General features: G+C 67.3%; 9 protein-coding genes and 1 tRNA gene. 7 read left to right on the plus strand and 3 right to left on the minus strand.

Annotation, left to right across the window (positions count from 1 at the left end; genetic code table 11):
• Window positions 1-385 (minus strand): MarR family transcriptional regulator (locus FJ386_03135; protein MBM3875696.1); only part of this gene is annotated, 385 nt, incomplete at its 3' end.
• A gap of 179 nt (window positions 386-564) precedes the next feature.
• A tRNA-Val gene (locus FJ386_03140) sits at window positions 565-639 on the minus strand.
• Between the two features lie 246 nt (window positions 640-885).
• On the opposite strand from FJ386_03140, the gene FJ386_03145 reads away from it, so the two are divergent.
• The 5 genes from FJ386_03145 (at window position 886) to clpB (ending at window position 10,864) form a co-directional block, all read left to right on the plus strand.
• A complete protein-coding gene (locus tag FJ386_03145) occupies window positions 886-2,292 on the plus strand; it encodes a DUF1501 domain-containing protein (GenBank protein MBM3875697.1) in 1,407 nt (468 codons plus the stop codon).
• Window positions 2,293-2,326: 34 nt separating this feature from the next.
• Complete coding sequence (locus FJ386_03150; GenBank protein ID MBM3875698.1) at window positions 2,327-4,933, plus strand: DUF1553 domain-containing protein; 2,607 nt, start codon at window positions 2,327-2,329, stop codon at window positions 4,931-4,933.
• Between the two features lie 170 nt (window positions 4,934-5,103).
• A complete protein-coding gene (locus FJ386_03155) occupies window positions 5,104-6,009 on the plus strand; it encodes a Gfo/Idh/MocA family oxidoreductase (protein ID MBM3875699.1) in 906 nt (301 codons plus the stop codon).
• 239 nt (window positions 6,010-6,248) lie between these two features.
• Window positions 6,249-8,060: a DUF885 domain-containing protein gene (locus FJ386_03160; protein ID MBM3875700.1), complete on the plus strand. Its 1,812-nt coding sequence runs from the start codon at window positions 6,249-6,251 to the stop codon at window positions 8,058-8,060.
• Between the two features lie 197 nt (window positions 8,061-8,257).
• Complete coding sequence (gene clpB / locus FJ386_03165; GenBank protein MBM3875701.1) at window positions 8,258-10,864, plus strand: ATP-dependent chaperone ClpB; 2,607 nt, start codon at window positions 8,258-8,260, stop codon at window positions 10,862-10,864.
• Between the two features lie 17 nt (window positions 10,865-10,881).
• Here clpB and FJ386_03170 read toward each other — a convergent pair whose 3' ends face one another.
• A complete protein-coding gene (locus FJ386_03170) occupies window positions 10,882-12,378 on the minus strand; it encodes an MFS transporter (protein MBM3875702.1) in 1,497 nt (498 codons plus the stop codon).
• 34 nt (window positions 12,379-12,412) lie between these two features.
• Here FJ386_03170 and FJ386_03175 point away from each other — a divergent pair, with 34 nt between their 5' ends.
• Window positions 12,413-14,359, plus strand: a complete 1,947-nt coding sequence (locus FJ386_03175; protein ID MBM3875703.1) for a YjhG/YagF family D-xylonate dehydratase — start codon at window positions 12,413-12,415, stop codon at window positions 14,357-14,359.
• Between the two features lie 115 nt (window positions 14,360-14,474).
• Window positions 14,475-17,873 (plus strand): protease, encoded by a 3,399-nt coding sequence (locus FJ386_03180; protein ID MBM3875704.1) that lies wholly within the window; start codon window positions 14,475-14,477, stop codon window positions 17,871-17,873.
• Window positions 17,874-17,891: the final 18 nt, after the last annotated feature.

A 17,891-nucleotide genomic window follows, 5' to 3' on the forward strand; every position in this document is an offset into this window, starting at 1 on the left:
ATTCGTCGGTCTCCTTGTCCTTTTCCGCCTCGAGGATGCACTCACGCAGAACGGTGAGCGTGGGGTCAATCTCCCGCTTTTTCCGCTCGTCCAGCACGACTCGGAACATCTCCCAGACGTCCTTCATGCTCTCGAAGTGGTCGCGCTTGTCGCCCATGACGTGGACCAGTCGGACGATGCCCCAACCCTGCAGTTCCTTGAGGCTGGTGCTGACGTTGGAGCGGGCGACATCGAGCGTGCCGGCGATGTCCTCGGCGTTCAGCGGGCGGGGCGACATGTAGAGCAGCGCATGAATCTGGGCGACGGTGCGGTTGATGCCCCAGCGCGTGCCCATCTCGCCCCAGTGGAGGATGAACTGCTGCTGGACCGTGCTGAGCGATTTCATGGTGTCAGGTATTTCTGTCGTGACAGAACATATCGAAATCCAGGGTTCGTGCAAGCAGTTTCTTCGGCGCGCGCGGGTGCCCGGGGGGTGGGTGGGGTTGGGGCTGGTTCGAAGATCGCCGGAACGAGACGCCGGATGAACTCGGGCCGGGGCCAAGTGGGAAGTAACCGGCGGGCGGATGGTGCGCGATGCAGGAATTGAACCTGCGACCCCTTCCGTGTCAAGGAAGTGCTCTACCCCTGAGCTAACCGCGCAATCGGGCCGGCTTCATCGGGTTGGAACCTCGCGGTGCCGCATGAAGCCGCGCCATCACGGGCGCGCACACTACGAGCCGCCTCCGGAGGCGGCAAGCTTTTTGGACCGATCGCACCGCCGCCGGGCGCGGTTGAAGCGACACGAGTTGAAGTCCGGTTTTTCCGGCGGGGCCGGACCGTTCGCAGCTTGCGAAACCCGCCGGCCTTCGGCATCGTCTTACCCGGAAGCTGATATCCTGCCCGGCCATGAAACCCGAATCCTCCGACGGCCACACGCTCGTGCTCCGCGACCTGTTCCAGACGCGCCGCCAGTTTCTCTCGCGCGCCGGGATGGGGTTTGGCGCGATGGGACTCGCCGCGATGCTGGGCGAGGAGGCGTCGGCGCAGGACGCGCTCTCGCCACTCGCGCCCAAAAAGCCGCACTTCAACGCCAAGGCGAAGCGCGTCGTGCACATCTTCGCGCAGGGCGCGCCGTCGCAAGTGGACACCTGGGATCCGAAGCCGGCGTTGACGCGCCACGACGGCAAGTCCATCCCCGGCCATAACGGGGTGGCGATGGGCTCGCCCTTCAAGTTTACGCGGCAGGGCCGGTCGGGAATCGAGGCGTGCGAGGTGTTTCCGCAGCTCGGCAAGCAGGTGGACCAGATGACCGTGGTGCGCTCGATGTTCACTGACATCCCGGCGCACGATGTGGCGACGGTCTTCATGAACACCGGCTCGCTCCGTCTCGCGAAGCCTTCGCTCGGCTCGTGGGTGCTCTATGGACTGGGCACGGAGAATCAGAGCATGCCGGGCTTCATTTCGCTCCGGCCCGGCGGCGCCCCCCCGGGCGGCTCGGCCAACTGGCAGTCGGCGTTCCTGCCGGGGGTCTTCCAGGGCAGCAGCGTCAACACGCGCATGCCAAGCGTGGAGCAGATGATCGAGAACATCCGCAATTACTACCTCCATCAGCCGGAGCAGCGGCGCCAGCTTGACCTCGTCCACCACCTCAACGCGATTCACAGCCAGAACCTGCAGAAGGACGCCCAGCTCGAGGCGCGCATCGAGACCTTCGAGATGGCCTACAAGATGCAGATGGCGGCGACGGACGCCTTCGACGTGAGCAAGGAGCCGCAGAACATCCGCGACCTCTACGGCGCGGGAACGCAAGGCACGCAGATGCTCATCGCGCGGCGGCTGCTCGAGCGCGGCGTGCGCTTCGTGCAGGTGTGGGCCAGCGGGTGGGACCACCACAACGATCTCGAGGACCGGCTGCGCAACCAGGCGCGAGAGATCGACCAGCCGGCCGCGGCGTTTCTCACCGACCTCAAGCAGCGCGGCCTGCTCGACAGCACACTCGTCGTGTGGGGCGGCGAGTTCGGGCGCAAACCCGTGCGCGACCGCAATGGCAACGACGACCCCGGTCGCGACCACAACAACCGCGGCTTCTGCGCGTGGCTCGCAGGCGGCGGAGTGAAAGGCGGCACGGTGTGGGGCGCGACCGATGAGTTCGGCGGCGCGGCCGTGAAGGACAAGGTCCACGTGCACGACCTCCATGCGACCCTGCTGCACCTGCTCGGCTTCGACCACGAGAAGCTCACGTATCGCTACAACGGCCGCGACTTCCGCCTCACGGACAATTTCGGCAAGGTGCAGAAAGGCATCATCGCGTGAGCGGCCCCGGCGGCATCCGGCGGACTCCACTGTCATGAAACGCGCCATCCTCCCCGTCGCCGCGCTGTCGCTCGTGCTCGCGGCCACCACGCTGGTTCCCGATCGGTTCGCGAACGCGGCCGACGCACCCAAGAAAAAGAAGAAGCCCGCGCCGCCCGCCGCCCCGCCGGCGGCACCCGCGCCCAAGCCCGCCGCGCCCGCCGCGCAGTCCGCACCGCCGCCGACCGCCGCACCGGCTCAACTCACCGCGTCGCAGGTGCAGTTCTTCGAGAACAACATCCGGCCGCTGCTCGCGGCGCATTGCTACAAGTGCCACAACGCCGCAGAGGGCAAGATCAAGGGCGGCCTCGCGCTCGATTCGCGCGATGGTTTGCTCAAGGGGGGCGACCACGGCGCGGCGATCGTCCCCGGCAATCCCGACAAGAGCCTCCTGATCAAAGCCGTGAAGTATGGCGACCCGGACCTGCAGATGCCGCCGAAGGGCGAGAAACTCTCCGACCGGCAGGTCGCCGACCTCGCGGCTTGGATCAAGATGGGCGCACCCGACCCGCGCGAGGCCACCGCGCCCGGCGGCAAATACGGCGGCAGCGGCAGCGACAAGCGCAGCCACTGGTCCTTCCAGGCCGTGCGCAAACCCGCCGTGCCCGCGGTGAACACCAAGGACTGGGTTACGAATCCCGTGGACAACTTCATCCTCGCCAAGCTCGAGGAGAAAAACCTCAGGCCCAACGCCCCCGCCGACCGGCGCGCGCTCATCCGCCGGCTCTACTTCGACCTCGTCGGCCTGCCGCCGTCGCCCGCGGAGGTGAACGCGTTCGTCGCGGACAAGTCTGCGAAGGCATTCGAGTCGCTCGTGGACAAACTGCTGGCATCGCCCCAATACGGCGAGCGCTGGGCGCGGCACTGGCTCGACGTGGCGCGCTACTCGGACACCGTCGGCGATCCCGCGCGCCGTCGCGAGACTCCGGCGTATCCGTTCGCGTGGACGTATCGGGACTACGTGATCAAGGCGCTCAACGACGACAAGCCTTACGACCAGTTCATCCTCGAGCAGATCGCCGCGGACAAGCTGCCCGCGCCGCGCAACGCCGACCGTTCGCCGCTCGCCGCGCTCGGGTTCCTCACGCTCGGGGACCACTTCGGCGGGAACAACAACGACGTCATCAACGACCGCATTGACGTGGTGACCAAGGGATTTCAGGCGCTCACCGTCTCGTGCGCCCGCTGCCACGACCACATGTTCGACCCGATCCCGACCAGGGACTACTATTCCCTGCACGGCGTCTTCGCCAGCAGCCAGGAGCCTGCCGACCGCCCGATCATCAAGCTGCCGGACGATCGCGCCGCGTTCCAGACCTACCAGAAGGAACTCGCGGAGATTGAGAAGTCCGCCGCCGCGCTCAAGGGCAAGGCCGCGGCCGGTGGCGCGGCGAACAAGAAGGCCATTCAACAGGAGAGCCTCCAGCTTCGGGCGAAGCGGGACGCGCTCGACATCAACCACCCCGGAGCGCCCGTTCGCGCGATGGCCATCGAGGACAAGCCGCGACCGGCGGACTCGCCGGTGTTCCTCCGCGGCGAGGCCGAGAACAAGGGCCCCGTCGCGCCGCGCCGATACCTCGAACTCGTCTCCGGCCCGAATCGCAAGCCGTTCGCGCAAGGCAGCGGCCGCCTCGAACTCGCCCAGGCCATCGCCAGCAAATCCAACCCGCTCACCGCGCGCGTGATGGTCAACCGCGTGTGGCTCCATCATTTCGGCGAGGGCATCGTCACCACGCCCGACGACTTCGGCACCATGAGTTCGCCACCGAGCCACCCGGAATTGCTCGACTGGCTCGCGAGTTACTTCATGGACAACGGCTGGTCGTTGAAGAAACTCCACAAAGTCATCCTCCTCTCCAGCACGTGGCAGCAGGGCGTGGAGAACAACCCGCGGTTCGCGCAAGTGGACCCGTTCAACCGGCTGCTCTGGCGCCAAAATGTCCGCCGACTCGAACTCGAGCCGCTGCGGGACTCAATCCTCTCCATGGCCGGCACCCTCGACACCACGATGGGCGGCAAACCCGTGAGCCTCGGCAATGCCGGCGGCGCGCAACGCAACGCGAAGATCGGCGGCAAGATGGCCGAGGCGCTCCGCCCGAGCGGTTATTCCACCCGCCGGACCATCTACGGCTACATCGACCGCGCGGGCGTGCCCGAGGTGTTCAACCACTTCGATGTCGCCACGCCGGAGATGCCCACGGGCAAGCGTTACCAGACGACCGTGCCGCAACAGGCGCTCTTCCTCATGAACAGCCCGCTCGTCATCGAACAGGCGCGCGCGATGGTCGAGCGCACCGCGTTCAAGTCGCTCACCGACCCGGAGGCGCGCGTGCGCTGGCTTTACGAGCTCATCTTCCAGCGCCCGCCCAACGACGTCGAAATCAAACTCGCCCTGAACTTCTTTGAGGACGCCCCCGCCGGCAGCGCCGTCTCAGCGCCGGCGGCGCCGCCCGTGCAAGTCGCGCAGGCGTTGCCCCAGGGCAAGAAAGGCGCCGCCCGCCCGCCCCAAGGCCGGCCTGCCGCGGCCGTCAAGCCGCTCAGCGTGTGGGCCGAATACGCGCATGCGTTGCTGCTCGCGAACGAGGCGTCGTTCGTGAACTGACCTCCGATCCGGCGACCGGCGCCCCAGCTTCGTTGGGGCGCGCCGCAGCCTTTGACACCGCGGCGCGGCCGTGGCTACTCTCACCACCACATTCCATGAAACTCTCCGCCCTCCTGCTCGCCCCGTGCCTCGCACTCGCCGTCGCTTCCGCCGCGGACCTGCGCCTCGGGATGATCGGCCTCGACACCTCCCACGTCACCGCCTTCACCGGCATCCTCAACGACCCGGCCAACAAGAACCACATCCCCGGCGCGAAAGTCGTCGCCGCCTTCAAGGGCGGCAGCCCCGACCTCCCCTCGAGCGCCGACCGCGTCGAGGGCTTCACCAAGACCCTCACCGAGAAATACGGCGTCAAGCTCTACGACTCCATCGAGGCCATGTGCCGCGACGTGGACGCCGTCCTCCTCGAGAGCGTGGACGGCCGCCCGCACCTCGCGCAGGCCCGCCCCGTGATCGCCGCGAAGAAGCCGCTGTTCATTGACAAACCCGTCGCCGGCTCGCTTCGCGACGCGATCGAGATCTTCCGGCTCGCGAAGGAGGCCAACGTGCCCGTCTTCAGCTCCTCCTCGCTCCGCTACTACCCGGGACTCGTCGAATTGAAGTCGAACACGGCGCTTGGCGAAATCCGCGGCGCCCTTTCCACCGGGCCCTGTTCGCTCGAAAAGTCGCACCCCGACCTCTTCTGGTATGGCGTCCACGCGGCCGAGGCCCTTTACACCGTCATGGGGACCGGCTGCGAAACCGTCACCCGCACCTCCACCCCCGGCACCGACATCGTCACCGGCGTCTGGAAGGGCGGCCGCGTCGGCATCTTCCGCGGCATCCGCGACGGCTCCGCGCCGTATCGCGTCACCGCCTACGGCAGCAAGACCGTGCTCGACCAGAAACCCGGCGGCGACTACTCGGGCCTGCTGCGCGAGATCGTGAAGTTCTTCCAGACCGGCGTCCCGCCCGTGCCCGCGGAGGAAACCCTCGAACTGTTCGCCTTCATGGAAGCCGCCGACGAAAGCAAGCGCCAGGGCGGCACGCCCGTGAAGCTCTCGGACGTGATGAAAAAGGCCGGCGCGAAGAAGTGAACGAAACCGGCCAGCCGCCTCACCCGGCTTGCCAACGTGAAGGGCGCCGCCATCATCGCGCAGTTGGATTACGGCATGGACGTGGTCAACCGCCGCACCAACCGCGTCGAGCAGCTCACCTCCGGCGGCCCCGTCACCGACACCTTCAAATAGGGTGCCATCGAACCCGTCGGCGCTGAACGGTTCACACGAGTGGACTGTTTGGCGCGGGCAGCCGTTCCCTCGTTTTCGCCTTCCCAATGCGCCCTCCGCGAGGGCAGTCTCCACGCATGAAATCCGTGCTGTCGTGGCTCGCCGTTGCCTTGTTGCTGGCCTCGTGCGCCGCGCCACAGCCGCCGCCGCGCGTCACCTTCACCGACCACGACGTTCAGTTCGACCGGCTGGCCGACGAGTTCATCTCCGGCTGGCTGGCGTGGCGTCCGCAGCTCGGCACGGCGCTCGGGCTCCACGCTTACGACGGGCGCGTGACAGATTTCAGCCGCGCGTCGCTCGACGCGGAACTCGCGCGGTTGAAGCGGTTCGAAGAGCGGCTTGTGGCCGCCGCCGCGCGCCCGCTCGGCCCGCGCGCCCGTCACGACCTGCGCCTCCTGCAAACGGCCGTGCGCGGGGAGCTGTTCCAGTTCGAGGACGCCGCCGCGTTCCGGCGCAACCCGATGACCTACGCGGGTGTGCTGGACGTGAACATCTACATCAAGCGCAACTTCGCGCCCATCGGCCAGCGCGTGCGCTCGATCACGTCCATCCTTGCGGGCGCGCCCGCGCTGTTCGCCGCCGCGCGGGCGAACCTCGACGCGGAGCTGCCCCGGCCGTTTGTCGAGACGGCCATCGAAATCGCGACCGCCGGCGCGGATTTCCTTGCGAAGGATCTTGTCGCCGCGCTCGAGGAGGTTCACGACGAGTCGCTCATGGCGGCCTTCGCCGCGGCGAACACGAACGCGGTCGCCGAGCTGCGCGGCTTTGCGTCGTGGCTCGAGAAGGAGCGGCTGCCGCGCGCCACGGCGGGCTTCGCGCTCGGCCGGGAGAAGTTCGCCCGGATGCTGCGCGTGTCGGAGTTGATCGAGCCCGCGCCCGACGAACTGCTGGCCGTGGCGATGCGCGAGTTGCAGCGCGAGCAGGCGGTGTTCGCCGCGACCGCGAAGCTCATTGCCCCGGACAAGCCCGCGATCGAGGTGTTCAAGGCGATCCAGAAAGATCACCCGACCGAGGCGGGGCTCATCCCGGACACGCGCCGCAACCTCGAGGCCATCCGGCGGTTTTGCGTGGATCGCGACGTGATCACCTTCCCGAGCGCGGTGCGCGCGCGCGTGGAGGAGACGCCGGCGTTCCTGCGGGCGACGAGCTTCGCCTCGATGGACACGCCGGGGCCGTTCGAGACGACGGCGACCGAAGCCTACTATTACGTGACGCCGACGGAGAAGGACTGGCCCGCGGCGCAGAAGGAGGAGTGGCTCACGGCGTTCAACTACTACACCACCGACGTGGTGAGCATCCACGAGGCGTATCCCGGGCATTACGCGCAATTCCTGCACCTCAACGCCTCGCAAGCCACGGCCGTGGAAAAGGTGTTCACCAGCTACGCATTCGTCGAGGGGTGGGCGCATTACACGGAGCAAATGCTGCTGGACGAGGGCTTCCCCGCCCCGCGCGGCCCCAAGCCGACCGTCGAGGACACGCTTCGCGCCGCGAAGTACCGGCTCGCGCAGTCCGACGAGGCGCTGCTGCGATTGTGCCGGTTCGTCTGCGCGATCCGAATGCACTGCGAGGGGATGTCCGTCGAGGACGCGACGAGATTCTTCCAGGCCAACTGCTACTACGAGGCGAAGCCCGCGCAATCCGAGGCCACGCGCGGCACCTACGACCCCGGCTATTGCCTCTACACGATCGGCAAGCTGCAGATTCTGAAACTCCGCGCCGACTGGCAGGCGCAGGAAGGCGCGAAGTATTCGCTCCGGCGCTTTCACGACACCATGCTCGGCTTCGGCGCGCCTCCGGTCCGGCTTCTGCGCGAGCGCATGCTCAAGGACCCGGCCAAGTGGGCCGAGGTTTTTTAGGCTGCTTCGTTTCCCCGCGCTTGTTGAAGTGAGCGTCGGCTCCTGGCCGCGCCTTCCGGGTGGTGCTGCGTGCCAATCCTGCGCGCTTCCCACTCCACTGTCACAGCCGGTGATTCCCTCCCCCACGCCAATTCCCGCGCAATCCCGGCCAATTCCAGCCCCGCGCCGCTGGCATCGCGGCTGCAACTTGATTCGCCATGCAACTGGACCGTTTCACCACCAAGGCGCAGGAAGCGCTGCAAGCCGCGCAGGGCGCCGCGCGCGATCACTCGCATCAGGAACTCGAGGGCGAGCACCTCTTGTCCGCGCTCCTCGCGCAACCGGAGAGCCTCGTGCCCGAGCTGCTCAAGAAGCTCGGCGCCGCCCTGCCGCGATTGCAGGCCGACCTCGACGCCGCGCTCGCACAGCGCCCGAAAGTCCACGGCACAACCCCCACGGACATCTTCGTCGGCCGCGCACTGGGCAAGTCGCTCGAAGCCGCCACCGCGGAGGCGGGCAGGCTGAAGGACGAATACGTTTCCACCGAACACCTGCTGCTCGGCTTGCTCTCGGAGGGTGGCGCGGCGCTGAAGACGCTGTTGGCTGCGCACAATCTCAAGCGCGACGCCGTGCTCAAGGCGCTCGCCGACTTGCGCGGCAACCAGCGCGTCACCGACCCGAACCCCGAGGACAAGTTCCAGGCGCTCGAGAAATACGGCAAGGACCTCACCGCGCTCGCCCGCGCGGGCAGGATTGATCCGGTCATCGGCCGCGACGACGAGATCCGCCGCGTGATGCAGGTGCTCACGCGCCGCACGAAGAACAACCCCGTGCTCATCGGCGAGCCCGGCGTGGGAAAGACGGCGATCGTCGAGGGCCTCGCACGCCGCATCGTGAGCGGCGACGTGCCGGAGTCGCTCAAGAACAAGCGGCTCGTCGCGATGGACCTCGGCGCGATGATCGCCGGCGCGAAGTATCGCGGCGAGTTCGAGGACCGGCTCAAGGCGTTCCTCAAGGAAGTCACCGCGAGCGAGGGACGCATCATCCTCTTCATAGACGAGCTGCACACGATCGTCGGCGCGGGCAAGGCCGACGGCGCGATGGACGCGGGCAACATGCTCAAGCCGCCGCTGGCGCGCGGCGAACTGCGCTGCATCGGCGCGACCACGCTCGACGAGTATCGGAAGCACCTCGAGAAGGATCCCGCGCTCGAGCGGCGGTTCCAGCCGGTGCTCGTCGCCGAGCCGGGCGTCGAGAACACCATCGGCATCCTGCGCGGCCTCAAGGAGCGTTACGAAGTCCACCACGGCGTGCGCATCCAGGACGCCGCGCTCGTCGCGGCCGCGACCCTCTCGCACCGCTACATCGCCGACCGCTTTCTGCCCGACAAGGCGGTGGACTTGATGGACGAATCGGCCTCGCGCCTGAAGATGGAACTCGATTCCAAGCCCACAGACATCGACCGGCTCGACCGCCAGATCTTGCAGCTCGAAATCGAGCGCACGTCGCTCGCGAAGGAGAAGGACGACGCGAGCCGTTCGCGGCTCATGAAACTCGACGCCGAGCTTGCGAACTTGAAGGTGCAATCCGCCGCGCTCACCGCGCAATGGCAGGACGAGAAGGCCGCGATCAACGCCGTGCGCCTTGTGAGCGCGCAACTCGAACAGGCGAGGACCGGGCTCGAACAGGCGCAGCGCCGCGGCGACTTGCAGAAGGCGGCCGAGATCCAATACGGCAGGCTGCCGGAGTTGGAGCGCAAGCTCGCGACGATCGTGAAGAAGACATCGGAGCCCGGAGCCCGCAGCACGCTGCTCCGGCAGGAAGTCACCGACGAGGACATCGCGAAAGTCGTCTCCGCGTGGACCGGCATCCCCGTCACCAAGATGCTCGAAGGCGAGCGGACGAAACTCGTGAAGATGGAGGAGCGCCTCGCCGCGCGCGTCGTTGGTCAGCGCGAGGCGGTGAAGGCCGTGAGCAACGCCGTCCGCCGCGCCCGCAGCGGCCTGCAAGACCCGCATCGTCCCGTCGGCTCGTTCATCTTCCTCGGCCCGACCGGCGTGGGCAAAACCGAGCTCGCCCGCGCGCTCGCCGAGTTCCTCTTCGACGACGAGCAGGCGATGGTGCGGATTGACATGTCGGAATACATGGAGAAGCACACCGTGGCGCGGCTCATCGGCGCGCCGCCGGGCTACGTGGGCTACGAGGAAGGCGGCCAGCTCAGCGAAGCCGTGCGGCGCCGGCCCTACTCGGTCGTGCTCTTCGACGAGATCGAAAAGGCGCACCACGACGTCTTCAACGTGCTGCTGCAAGTGCTCGACGACGGCCGGCTCACGGACGGCCAGGGCCGCACGGTGGATTTCAAGAACACGGTCATCATCATGACCAGCAACATCGGTTCGCCGGTCATCCAGGAATGCCTCGGCGAGAAACGGCAACTCGTCGGCGCGCGCGCCGAGATGGAGCGCCGCGTGAAGGACGAGTTAAAGCGGCATTTCCGTCCGGAGTTTCTCAACCGCGTGGACGACACGATCATCTTCCACAGCCTCGACGAGGTCGAGCTGGCGGCCATCGTGGACATCCAGCTCGCGCGGCTCGACGAGCGCCTCGCACAGCAGCACCTCACGCTCGACGTGGACAAGGCGGCGCGGAAGTTCCTCGCGCGGGAAGGCTATGACCCGCAGTTCGGCGCGCGCCCGCTCAAACGCGCGATCCAGGAACGGCTGCTCGACCCGCTTGCGATGAAACTGCTCGAAGGCGGGTTCAAGCCGGGTGAGAGGATCAAAGCGAGCGCGGACGGCAACCGGCTGACATTCATCGCAGACTGATCTCGATACGCCTGGTGTCAGGGGGAAGCCACGACCGGCGGAGGCTCAGACTTTTCCAGCGGCGTCACCGGGTCGATTAGCAGCCAGAAAAACGCGCCGAGGAAGTAGATAGCCGACGAGATGGCGAAGACCAGTTCCCAGTTCTTTATCGTGCCCGCGGCGGTTGTCACCGTCGTCGCCGCCAGCACGAGGCCGACGACCCACGGGCCGACCATGCCGCCGAAGTTGCCCATCATGTTCATGCTGCCTGAGACGGTGCCGGCATATTTGCCGCCGATGTCCATGCACGACGCCCAACTGCCCGGCATCGTCAGATCGTTGCAGAAGCTCGCCATGCCCATCGCGAGCATCGCGAGCAACGGATCCTGGATGTAGAACGAGGTCATCAGCAGCGCCGAGGCGCCCGCGAAGCCGACGAACCCGAAGGTCCGCCGCACCGGCACCACGCGGAAGCCCCGCGCGATGAGTCTGCTCTGGATGAGGCCCGCGAACAGCGAGCCGAAGCCGCCGAAGAACAGCGGCACGCCCGCCAGCACCGCCTTGAGGATCGGCTGGATGAGATCGGGCCGCACCGTGCCCTCCATCTGCGTGGCGAGCCACCGCAGGAAATCGTTCGAAAGGATCGGCCGGCCGCTGGTGTTGAGGTAGTCGGGCAGCCACGTGACGAAGAAATACCAGCCGTAGCTCAGGCAGAAATACTGGCCCCACAGCAGCCACATGCTCGGGCGCGCGATGAGCTTGAGCCACGGCACATCGCCGTGACCGGACACGTTGCCTTCGTTTTCCTTGAGCAGCTCAAGTTCGGCGGCATTGACCTTGGGATGATCACGCGGGTAGTCCCTAAACCAGCGCCAAAACACGATCGCCCACACCACGCCCAGCAGGGCGAAAAACTGGAACGCCGTCCGCCAGGTCACGAACGCCATCACGCACACCACGAGCAGCGGCGTGAATGCCCCGCCCCACCGCGCGCCCATCCACATCATGGCCTGCGCGCGCGTGCGTTCATCGCGCGGCAGCCACGCGCTGAACGCCTTCGTAAGGTTTGGGAAGCAGCCTGCCTCACCCGCCCCGAACAGGAAGCGCGCGATCCACATCGACATGAAATTCCACGCCCAGCCCGTCACCGCCGTGAAAAACGACCACCACAGCACCACGCGGATGAGGACCTTCTTCGCGCCCAGCTTGTCGCCGAGCCAGCCGGTCGGGATTTCGAACAACGCATACGACAGCCCGAACGCCGCGAAGATCGCGCCCATCTGCGCGTCGGTAAAATGCAGGTCGCGCACGATGCCATCCTTGGACTGCGAGATCGCCACGCGATCGATGTATTGAATGACGGCGAGGACGATCGCGAAAACGACGACCCAATAACGGGTGCGCGTTGGGCTGACGCCGGAACTGGCGGCGGGAATCACGGCGCGACGATAATGGCTTGTCGTGTCGAGGCGAGACAATTTCCCCCGAAACTTCAAGGAGCCTGACCGCGCAGGCGTCGCGGTGCACTTGGCCATTGGCAACCGTCGCCGCACGCCGTTCAATCCGCGCATGACGCTTCACGAGCTGTTCGCCGCGCCGCCGGACATCTGCCGCCTCCGCTCGAAGGCGCCCGGTCCCGCGGGCAAATTGCCGCTCGACGCGGACATGCTGCTCAACCGCCCGAGCGGCGACCTCTTCGGTCTCACGCAAAACGTCGGCATGGGCTGGAACCCCGACGCATTGCGCGGGAAACAATATCTCATCATCAGCACGCAGGGCGGACTGCGCGCGCCGGACGGACGGCCCGTCGCGCTCGGCTATCACACGGGCCACTGGGAGATTGGTTTGCTCGTCGCCGCGGCAGCGGAGGAGTTGCGGCGACTGCAAGGCGTTCCCTTCGCCGCGTATTGCTCGGACCCGTGCGACGGCCGGACGCAGGGCACGGTCGGAATGTTCGACTCGCTGCCGTATCGCAACGACGCCGCGCAGATTTTCCGACGGCTCATCCGCTCGCTGCCCACGCGCGCGGGCGTGCTCGGCGTCGCCACGTGCGACAAGGGCCTGCCCGCGATGATGATGGCGCTCGCCGGAATGCGCGACCTGCCATGCGTGCTCGTGCCCGGCGGCGTCACGCTTCCGCCGACAGACGGCGAGGACGCCGGCGCCGTGCAGACCATCGGCGCGCGGTTCGCGCACGGCATGATTTCGCTCGAGCAAGCCGCGGAACTCGGCTGCCGCGCGTGCGGCTCGCCCGGCGGCGGCTGTCAATTCCTGGGAACCGCCGCGACGTCACAAGTCGTCGGTGAGGCGCTCGGCCTCTCGCTCCCACATTCCGCGCTCGCGCCATCCGGCGAGCCGGTGTGGACCGATCTCGCCGTGCAATCGGCCCGCGCGCTCGTGGCGTTGGAACAGCGCGGCCTCAAGTCGCGCGACTTGCTCACGGACGCCAGCATCCGCAACGCAATGGTCGTCCACGCGGCGTTCGGCGGCTCGACGAATCTGCTGCTGCACATTCCCGCCATCGCGCACGCCGCGAAGCTGCGCCGCCCAACGGTCGAGGATTGGATCGAAGTGAACCGCAACGTCCCGCGCCTCGTGAGCGTGCTGCCCAACGGCCCGGTGTATCACCCAACCGTGCGCGTGTTCCTCGCGGGTGGCGTGCCGGAAGTGATGCTGCACCTCCGCCGGCTCGGCTTGCTCGAACTCGATGTGCTGTCCGCGAGCGGTTCCACGCTGGGCGCAGTGCTCGATGCGTGGGAGAAGTCCGAACGGCGCGCGAAGTTTCGCGAGATTCTCCGCGAGCAGGACGGCGTTGAACCCGACGACGTCATCATGCCGCCGGAACAGGCGAAGGCTCGAGGGCTGACCAGCACCGTGGCGTTTCCGCGCGGCAACATCGCGCCGGAGGGCGCGGTCATCAAGGCCACGGCGATTGACGCGAGCGTCGTGGACGCCGACGGCGTGTATCGCAAGGAAGGGCCGGCGCGCGTGTTCACGAGCGAGCGCGAAGCCATCCGTGCGACCAAGCGCGGCGACATCAAGGCCGGCGACGTGATTGTGCTCGCGGGCGCCGGCCCGATGGGCACGGGGATGGAGGAAACCTACCAACTCACCGGTGCGCTCAAGCACCTGCCCTTCGGCAAGCACGTCGCGCTTGTGACGGACGCGCGCTTCAGCGGCGTCTCGACCGGCGCGTGCATCGGCCACGTCGGCCCCGAGGCGCTCGCGGGCGGCCCCATCGGCAGGCTGCGTGACGGCGATGTGCTGCGCATTGTCGTGGACCGGACCAAGCTCGACGCGACCGTGGATTTCATTGGCGAAGGCGGCCGCAAATTCACTCCCGGGGAAGGCGCGGAGATTCTTGCCGCGCGCGCGCCGCGGGAAGACCTCGCGCCGCATCCGCAATTGCCCGACGACACGCGCCTGTGGGCCGCGCTGCAAGCGGCCAGCGGTGGCACCTGGGGCGGATGCGTGTTCGACGCGGACAGCATCGCTTCGGCGCTCGCCCGCGAGTGACGGCGTGTGGTGCCGATTCGGCCGGAGCACGGCCCGGTTGAAACTTCCGCTTGCGTCGCAGCGCGGGCTCCGAGAAACATCCGGCAGCACTCAGAAATCTTCACCTCCTCGCATCATGTCCATTTGCCCGCCCACTCGCCCGCTCGCCTCGTCGCTCGTCCTCTCCGCCGTCGCCTGCTTCGCCGCCGCGAGTTTCGCGGCGGATCCAAGGAAGGAGGCGCAAAAGTCTCCGCCGCCACCACTGCTGCTTACCAAGCCCACGCTGTCGCAGTCGCACGTGGCGTTCGTCCATGCGCGCGACCTGTGGATCGTGCCACGCTCAGGTGGCGAGGCGCGGCGGCTCACCACGGGGGTCGGCGTGGAGACGGACCCGTTCTTTTCGCCCGACGGCAAGCTCATCGCGTTCACCGGCGAGTATGACGGCAACGTGGATGTTTACACCGTTCCCGCAACGGGCGGCGTGCCGCAGCGGCTGACGTGGCACCCGGGCACGGACACGGTCGCCGGCTGGTCGCCCGACGGGAAGTCCATCCTCTTCCGCTCGGGGCGCGCGAGCTACAACCGCTTCAACCGCCTCTTCACGCTTCCGCTCGACGGCGGGTTCCCGTCCGAACTGCCGCTCGCGATGGCGGAGGAAGGCTGCTTCTCGCCCGACGGCAGGCGCATGGCGTATCTGCCCATCGCGCGGGCGTTCCAATCGTGGAAGCGTTACGCCGGCGGCCGCACGACAAAGATCTGGCTCGCGGACCTCTCCGATTCGCGCATCGAGAAGATCCCGCGCGACAACTCGAATGACTTCAACCCGATGTGGGCAGGCGACAAGGTGTATTTCCTCTCGGACCGCAGCGGCCCAGTGACGTTGTTCAGCTACGACACGAAGACGAAGAAGGTGAAGCAGGAGATGGCGAACGCGGGCCTCGACGTGAAGTCCGCGTCGCTCGGGCCGGGTGCGATCGCGTTCGAGCAGTTCGGCGCGTTGAATCTCTTCGATCTCCGGTCGGCCAAGGCGAAGCGGCTCGACGTGGCGCTCGCGGGCGATTTGCCCGAGCTGCGCGCGCGGTTCGAAAAGGTCGGCACGCGCATCAGCGGCTCCGCGATTTCGCCGACAGGCGCGCGCGCAGTGTTCGAGGCGCGCGGCGACATCTTCACCGTGCCCTCCGAGAAGGGCGACGTGCGCAACCTGACCGCGACGCCCGGCGCCGCCGAGCGCGACCCCGCGTGGTCGCCGGACGGCCGCTGGATCGCGTTCTTCAGCGACGAGTCGGGCGAATACGCGCTGCATCTGCGCGAGCAGTCCGGCCGCGGCGAGGTGCGGAAGATCCCGCTGCCGGAGCCGTCGTTCTACTACAGCCCCGTGTGGTCGCCGGACTCGAAGAAGATCGCGTTCAGCGACAAGCGGCTGAACTTGTGGACGCTCGACATCGAGACGCGCGCGGCGAAGAAGGTGGACACAAACCTGTTCAACTTCGGCGGCAGCGGCTTCAGCCCGGTGTGGTCCGCCGACTCGCGCTGGCTCGCCTACAACAAGCAGCTCCCGACGATGATGCGCGCCATCTTCGTGCACTCGCTCGCCGACGCCACGAGCCGCCAGGTCACCGACGGCATGAGCGACGCGCGCACGCCGGCGTGGGATCGCACGGGCAGATACCTCTACTTCACGGCGAGCACGGACATCGGGCCGAGCATCCAGGGCTTCGAGATGACCAGCTACACGCGGCAGTCCACGCGCAGCATCTACCTCGCCGTGCTGCGGAAGGACCTGCCGTCGCCGTTCCTTCCCGAAAGCGACGAGGAAAAGGTCGAGGAGAAGAAGGACGACGCGAAGCCCGCGGACGCGAAACCCGCCGAGCCCGCCGCCGATGCCGGCAAGGACGGCGCGAAGAAGGCCGCGCCGAGACCTCCCGCCGAGGTGAAGATTGATTTCGACAACATCAGCCAGCGCATCCTCGCGCTGCCGTTGCCGGCGCGGAATTATCTGAACCTCATCGCGGGCAGGACGAACCAGGTGTTCATCCTCGAGCGCCCCGAGCGCGGCGGCGGCGGACGCGGCGCCGCTGCCGAACCCGCGGGCCTGACGCTGAGCAAGTATGACGTTGCGCGGCGCAAGCTCGACCCCGTGGCCACCGGACTGGGCGCGTTCGAGCTTTCGGCGAACCTGGAGAAGGCGCTCATCCGCGTCGGCGAGCGCTGGGCCATCGCGAGCGCGGGCGCGGGGCCGATGAAGACGGACGAGGGCACGCTCAGGACGGCCGACATGGAGCTTCGCATCGAGCCGCAGGCCGAGTGGACGCAGATGTTCCGCGAAGTATGGCGCATCGAGCGCGACTTCTTCTACGCGCCGAATCACCACGGCCTCGACCTCAAGGCCACCGAGAAGCAATACGAGCCGTGGCTTGCCGGCCTCTCGTGCCGCGACGACCTGAACTATCTCTTTCAGGAAATGCTCGGCGAACTTTCCGTCGGCCACCTCTACGTGCAGGGCGGCGACCGGCCCGACGCGAAGCGCGTGCGCGGCGGACTGCTTGGCGCGGATTTCAAGATCGAGAACGGCCGGTATCGGTTCGAGCGCGTTTACAACGGCGAGAGCTGGAACCCGCAGCTCCGCGCGCCGCTCACGCAGCCCGGCGTGAACGTCGTCGCCGGCGAATACCTGCTCGCGGTGAACGGACGCAATGTCGCCGCGCCGCAGGACAACGTGTATCGGCTCTTCGAGGCCACGAGCGGCCGGAGCGTGTTGCTGCGCGTCGGCCCGAACGCGGACGGCGCCGGCTCGCGCGAGGTGACGGTCGTGCCCGTGGACGACGAGACATCGCTGCGCACACTCGCGTGGGTCGAGGACAACCGGCGCAAGGTGGACGCGATGAGCGGCGGACGGCTCGCCTACATTCACCTGCCCGACACGGCGACGGGCGGCTTCACATTTTTCAACCGCTACTACTTTGCGCAGGTGAACAAGGACGGCGCGGTGATTGACGAGCGGTTCAACCGCGGCGGGCAGGCGGCGACCTACATCATCGATTACTTGAAGCAGGACCTCCTCAACTACTGGGCGACGCGCGACGGCATGGACATGCCCACGCCCGTGGGCGCGTTGCGCGGGCCCAAGGCGATGCTCGTCAACGAATACGCCGGCTCCGGCGGCGACCTCATGCCGTGGTATTTCCGCAAGCAAGGCATCGGCCCGCTCATCGGGCAGCGCACGTGGGGCGGGCTCGTCGGCATCGGCGGCTACCCGACGCTTGTGGACGGCGGCACCGTGACCGCGCCGCACTTTGCGTTCTGGAACCCGGACGGCAAGTGGGAGATTGAGAACTTCGGCGTCGCGCCGGACATTGAAGTCGAGTTTGACCCCGCCGCCGTGCGCGCGGGCAAAGACCCGCAGCTCGAAAAAGCCGTCGAGGTGCTGCTGGAGAAGCTCAAGCAAAACCCGCCCGTGAAGCACCAGCGCCCGCCGTATCCGGATTACCACAAGCCGCCGGTGAAAACCTCCGTGCCCGCGGGCGGCGGGCGCTGAGGTCGTAGTCCGACATTC

The organism is Verrucomicrobiota bacterium, from assembly GCA_016871675.1.
GTDB lineage: Bacteria > Verrucomicrobiota > Verrucomicrobiia > Limisphaerales > VHCN01 > VHCN01.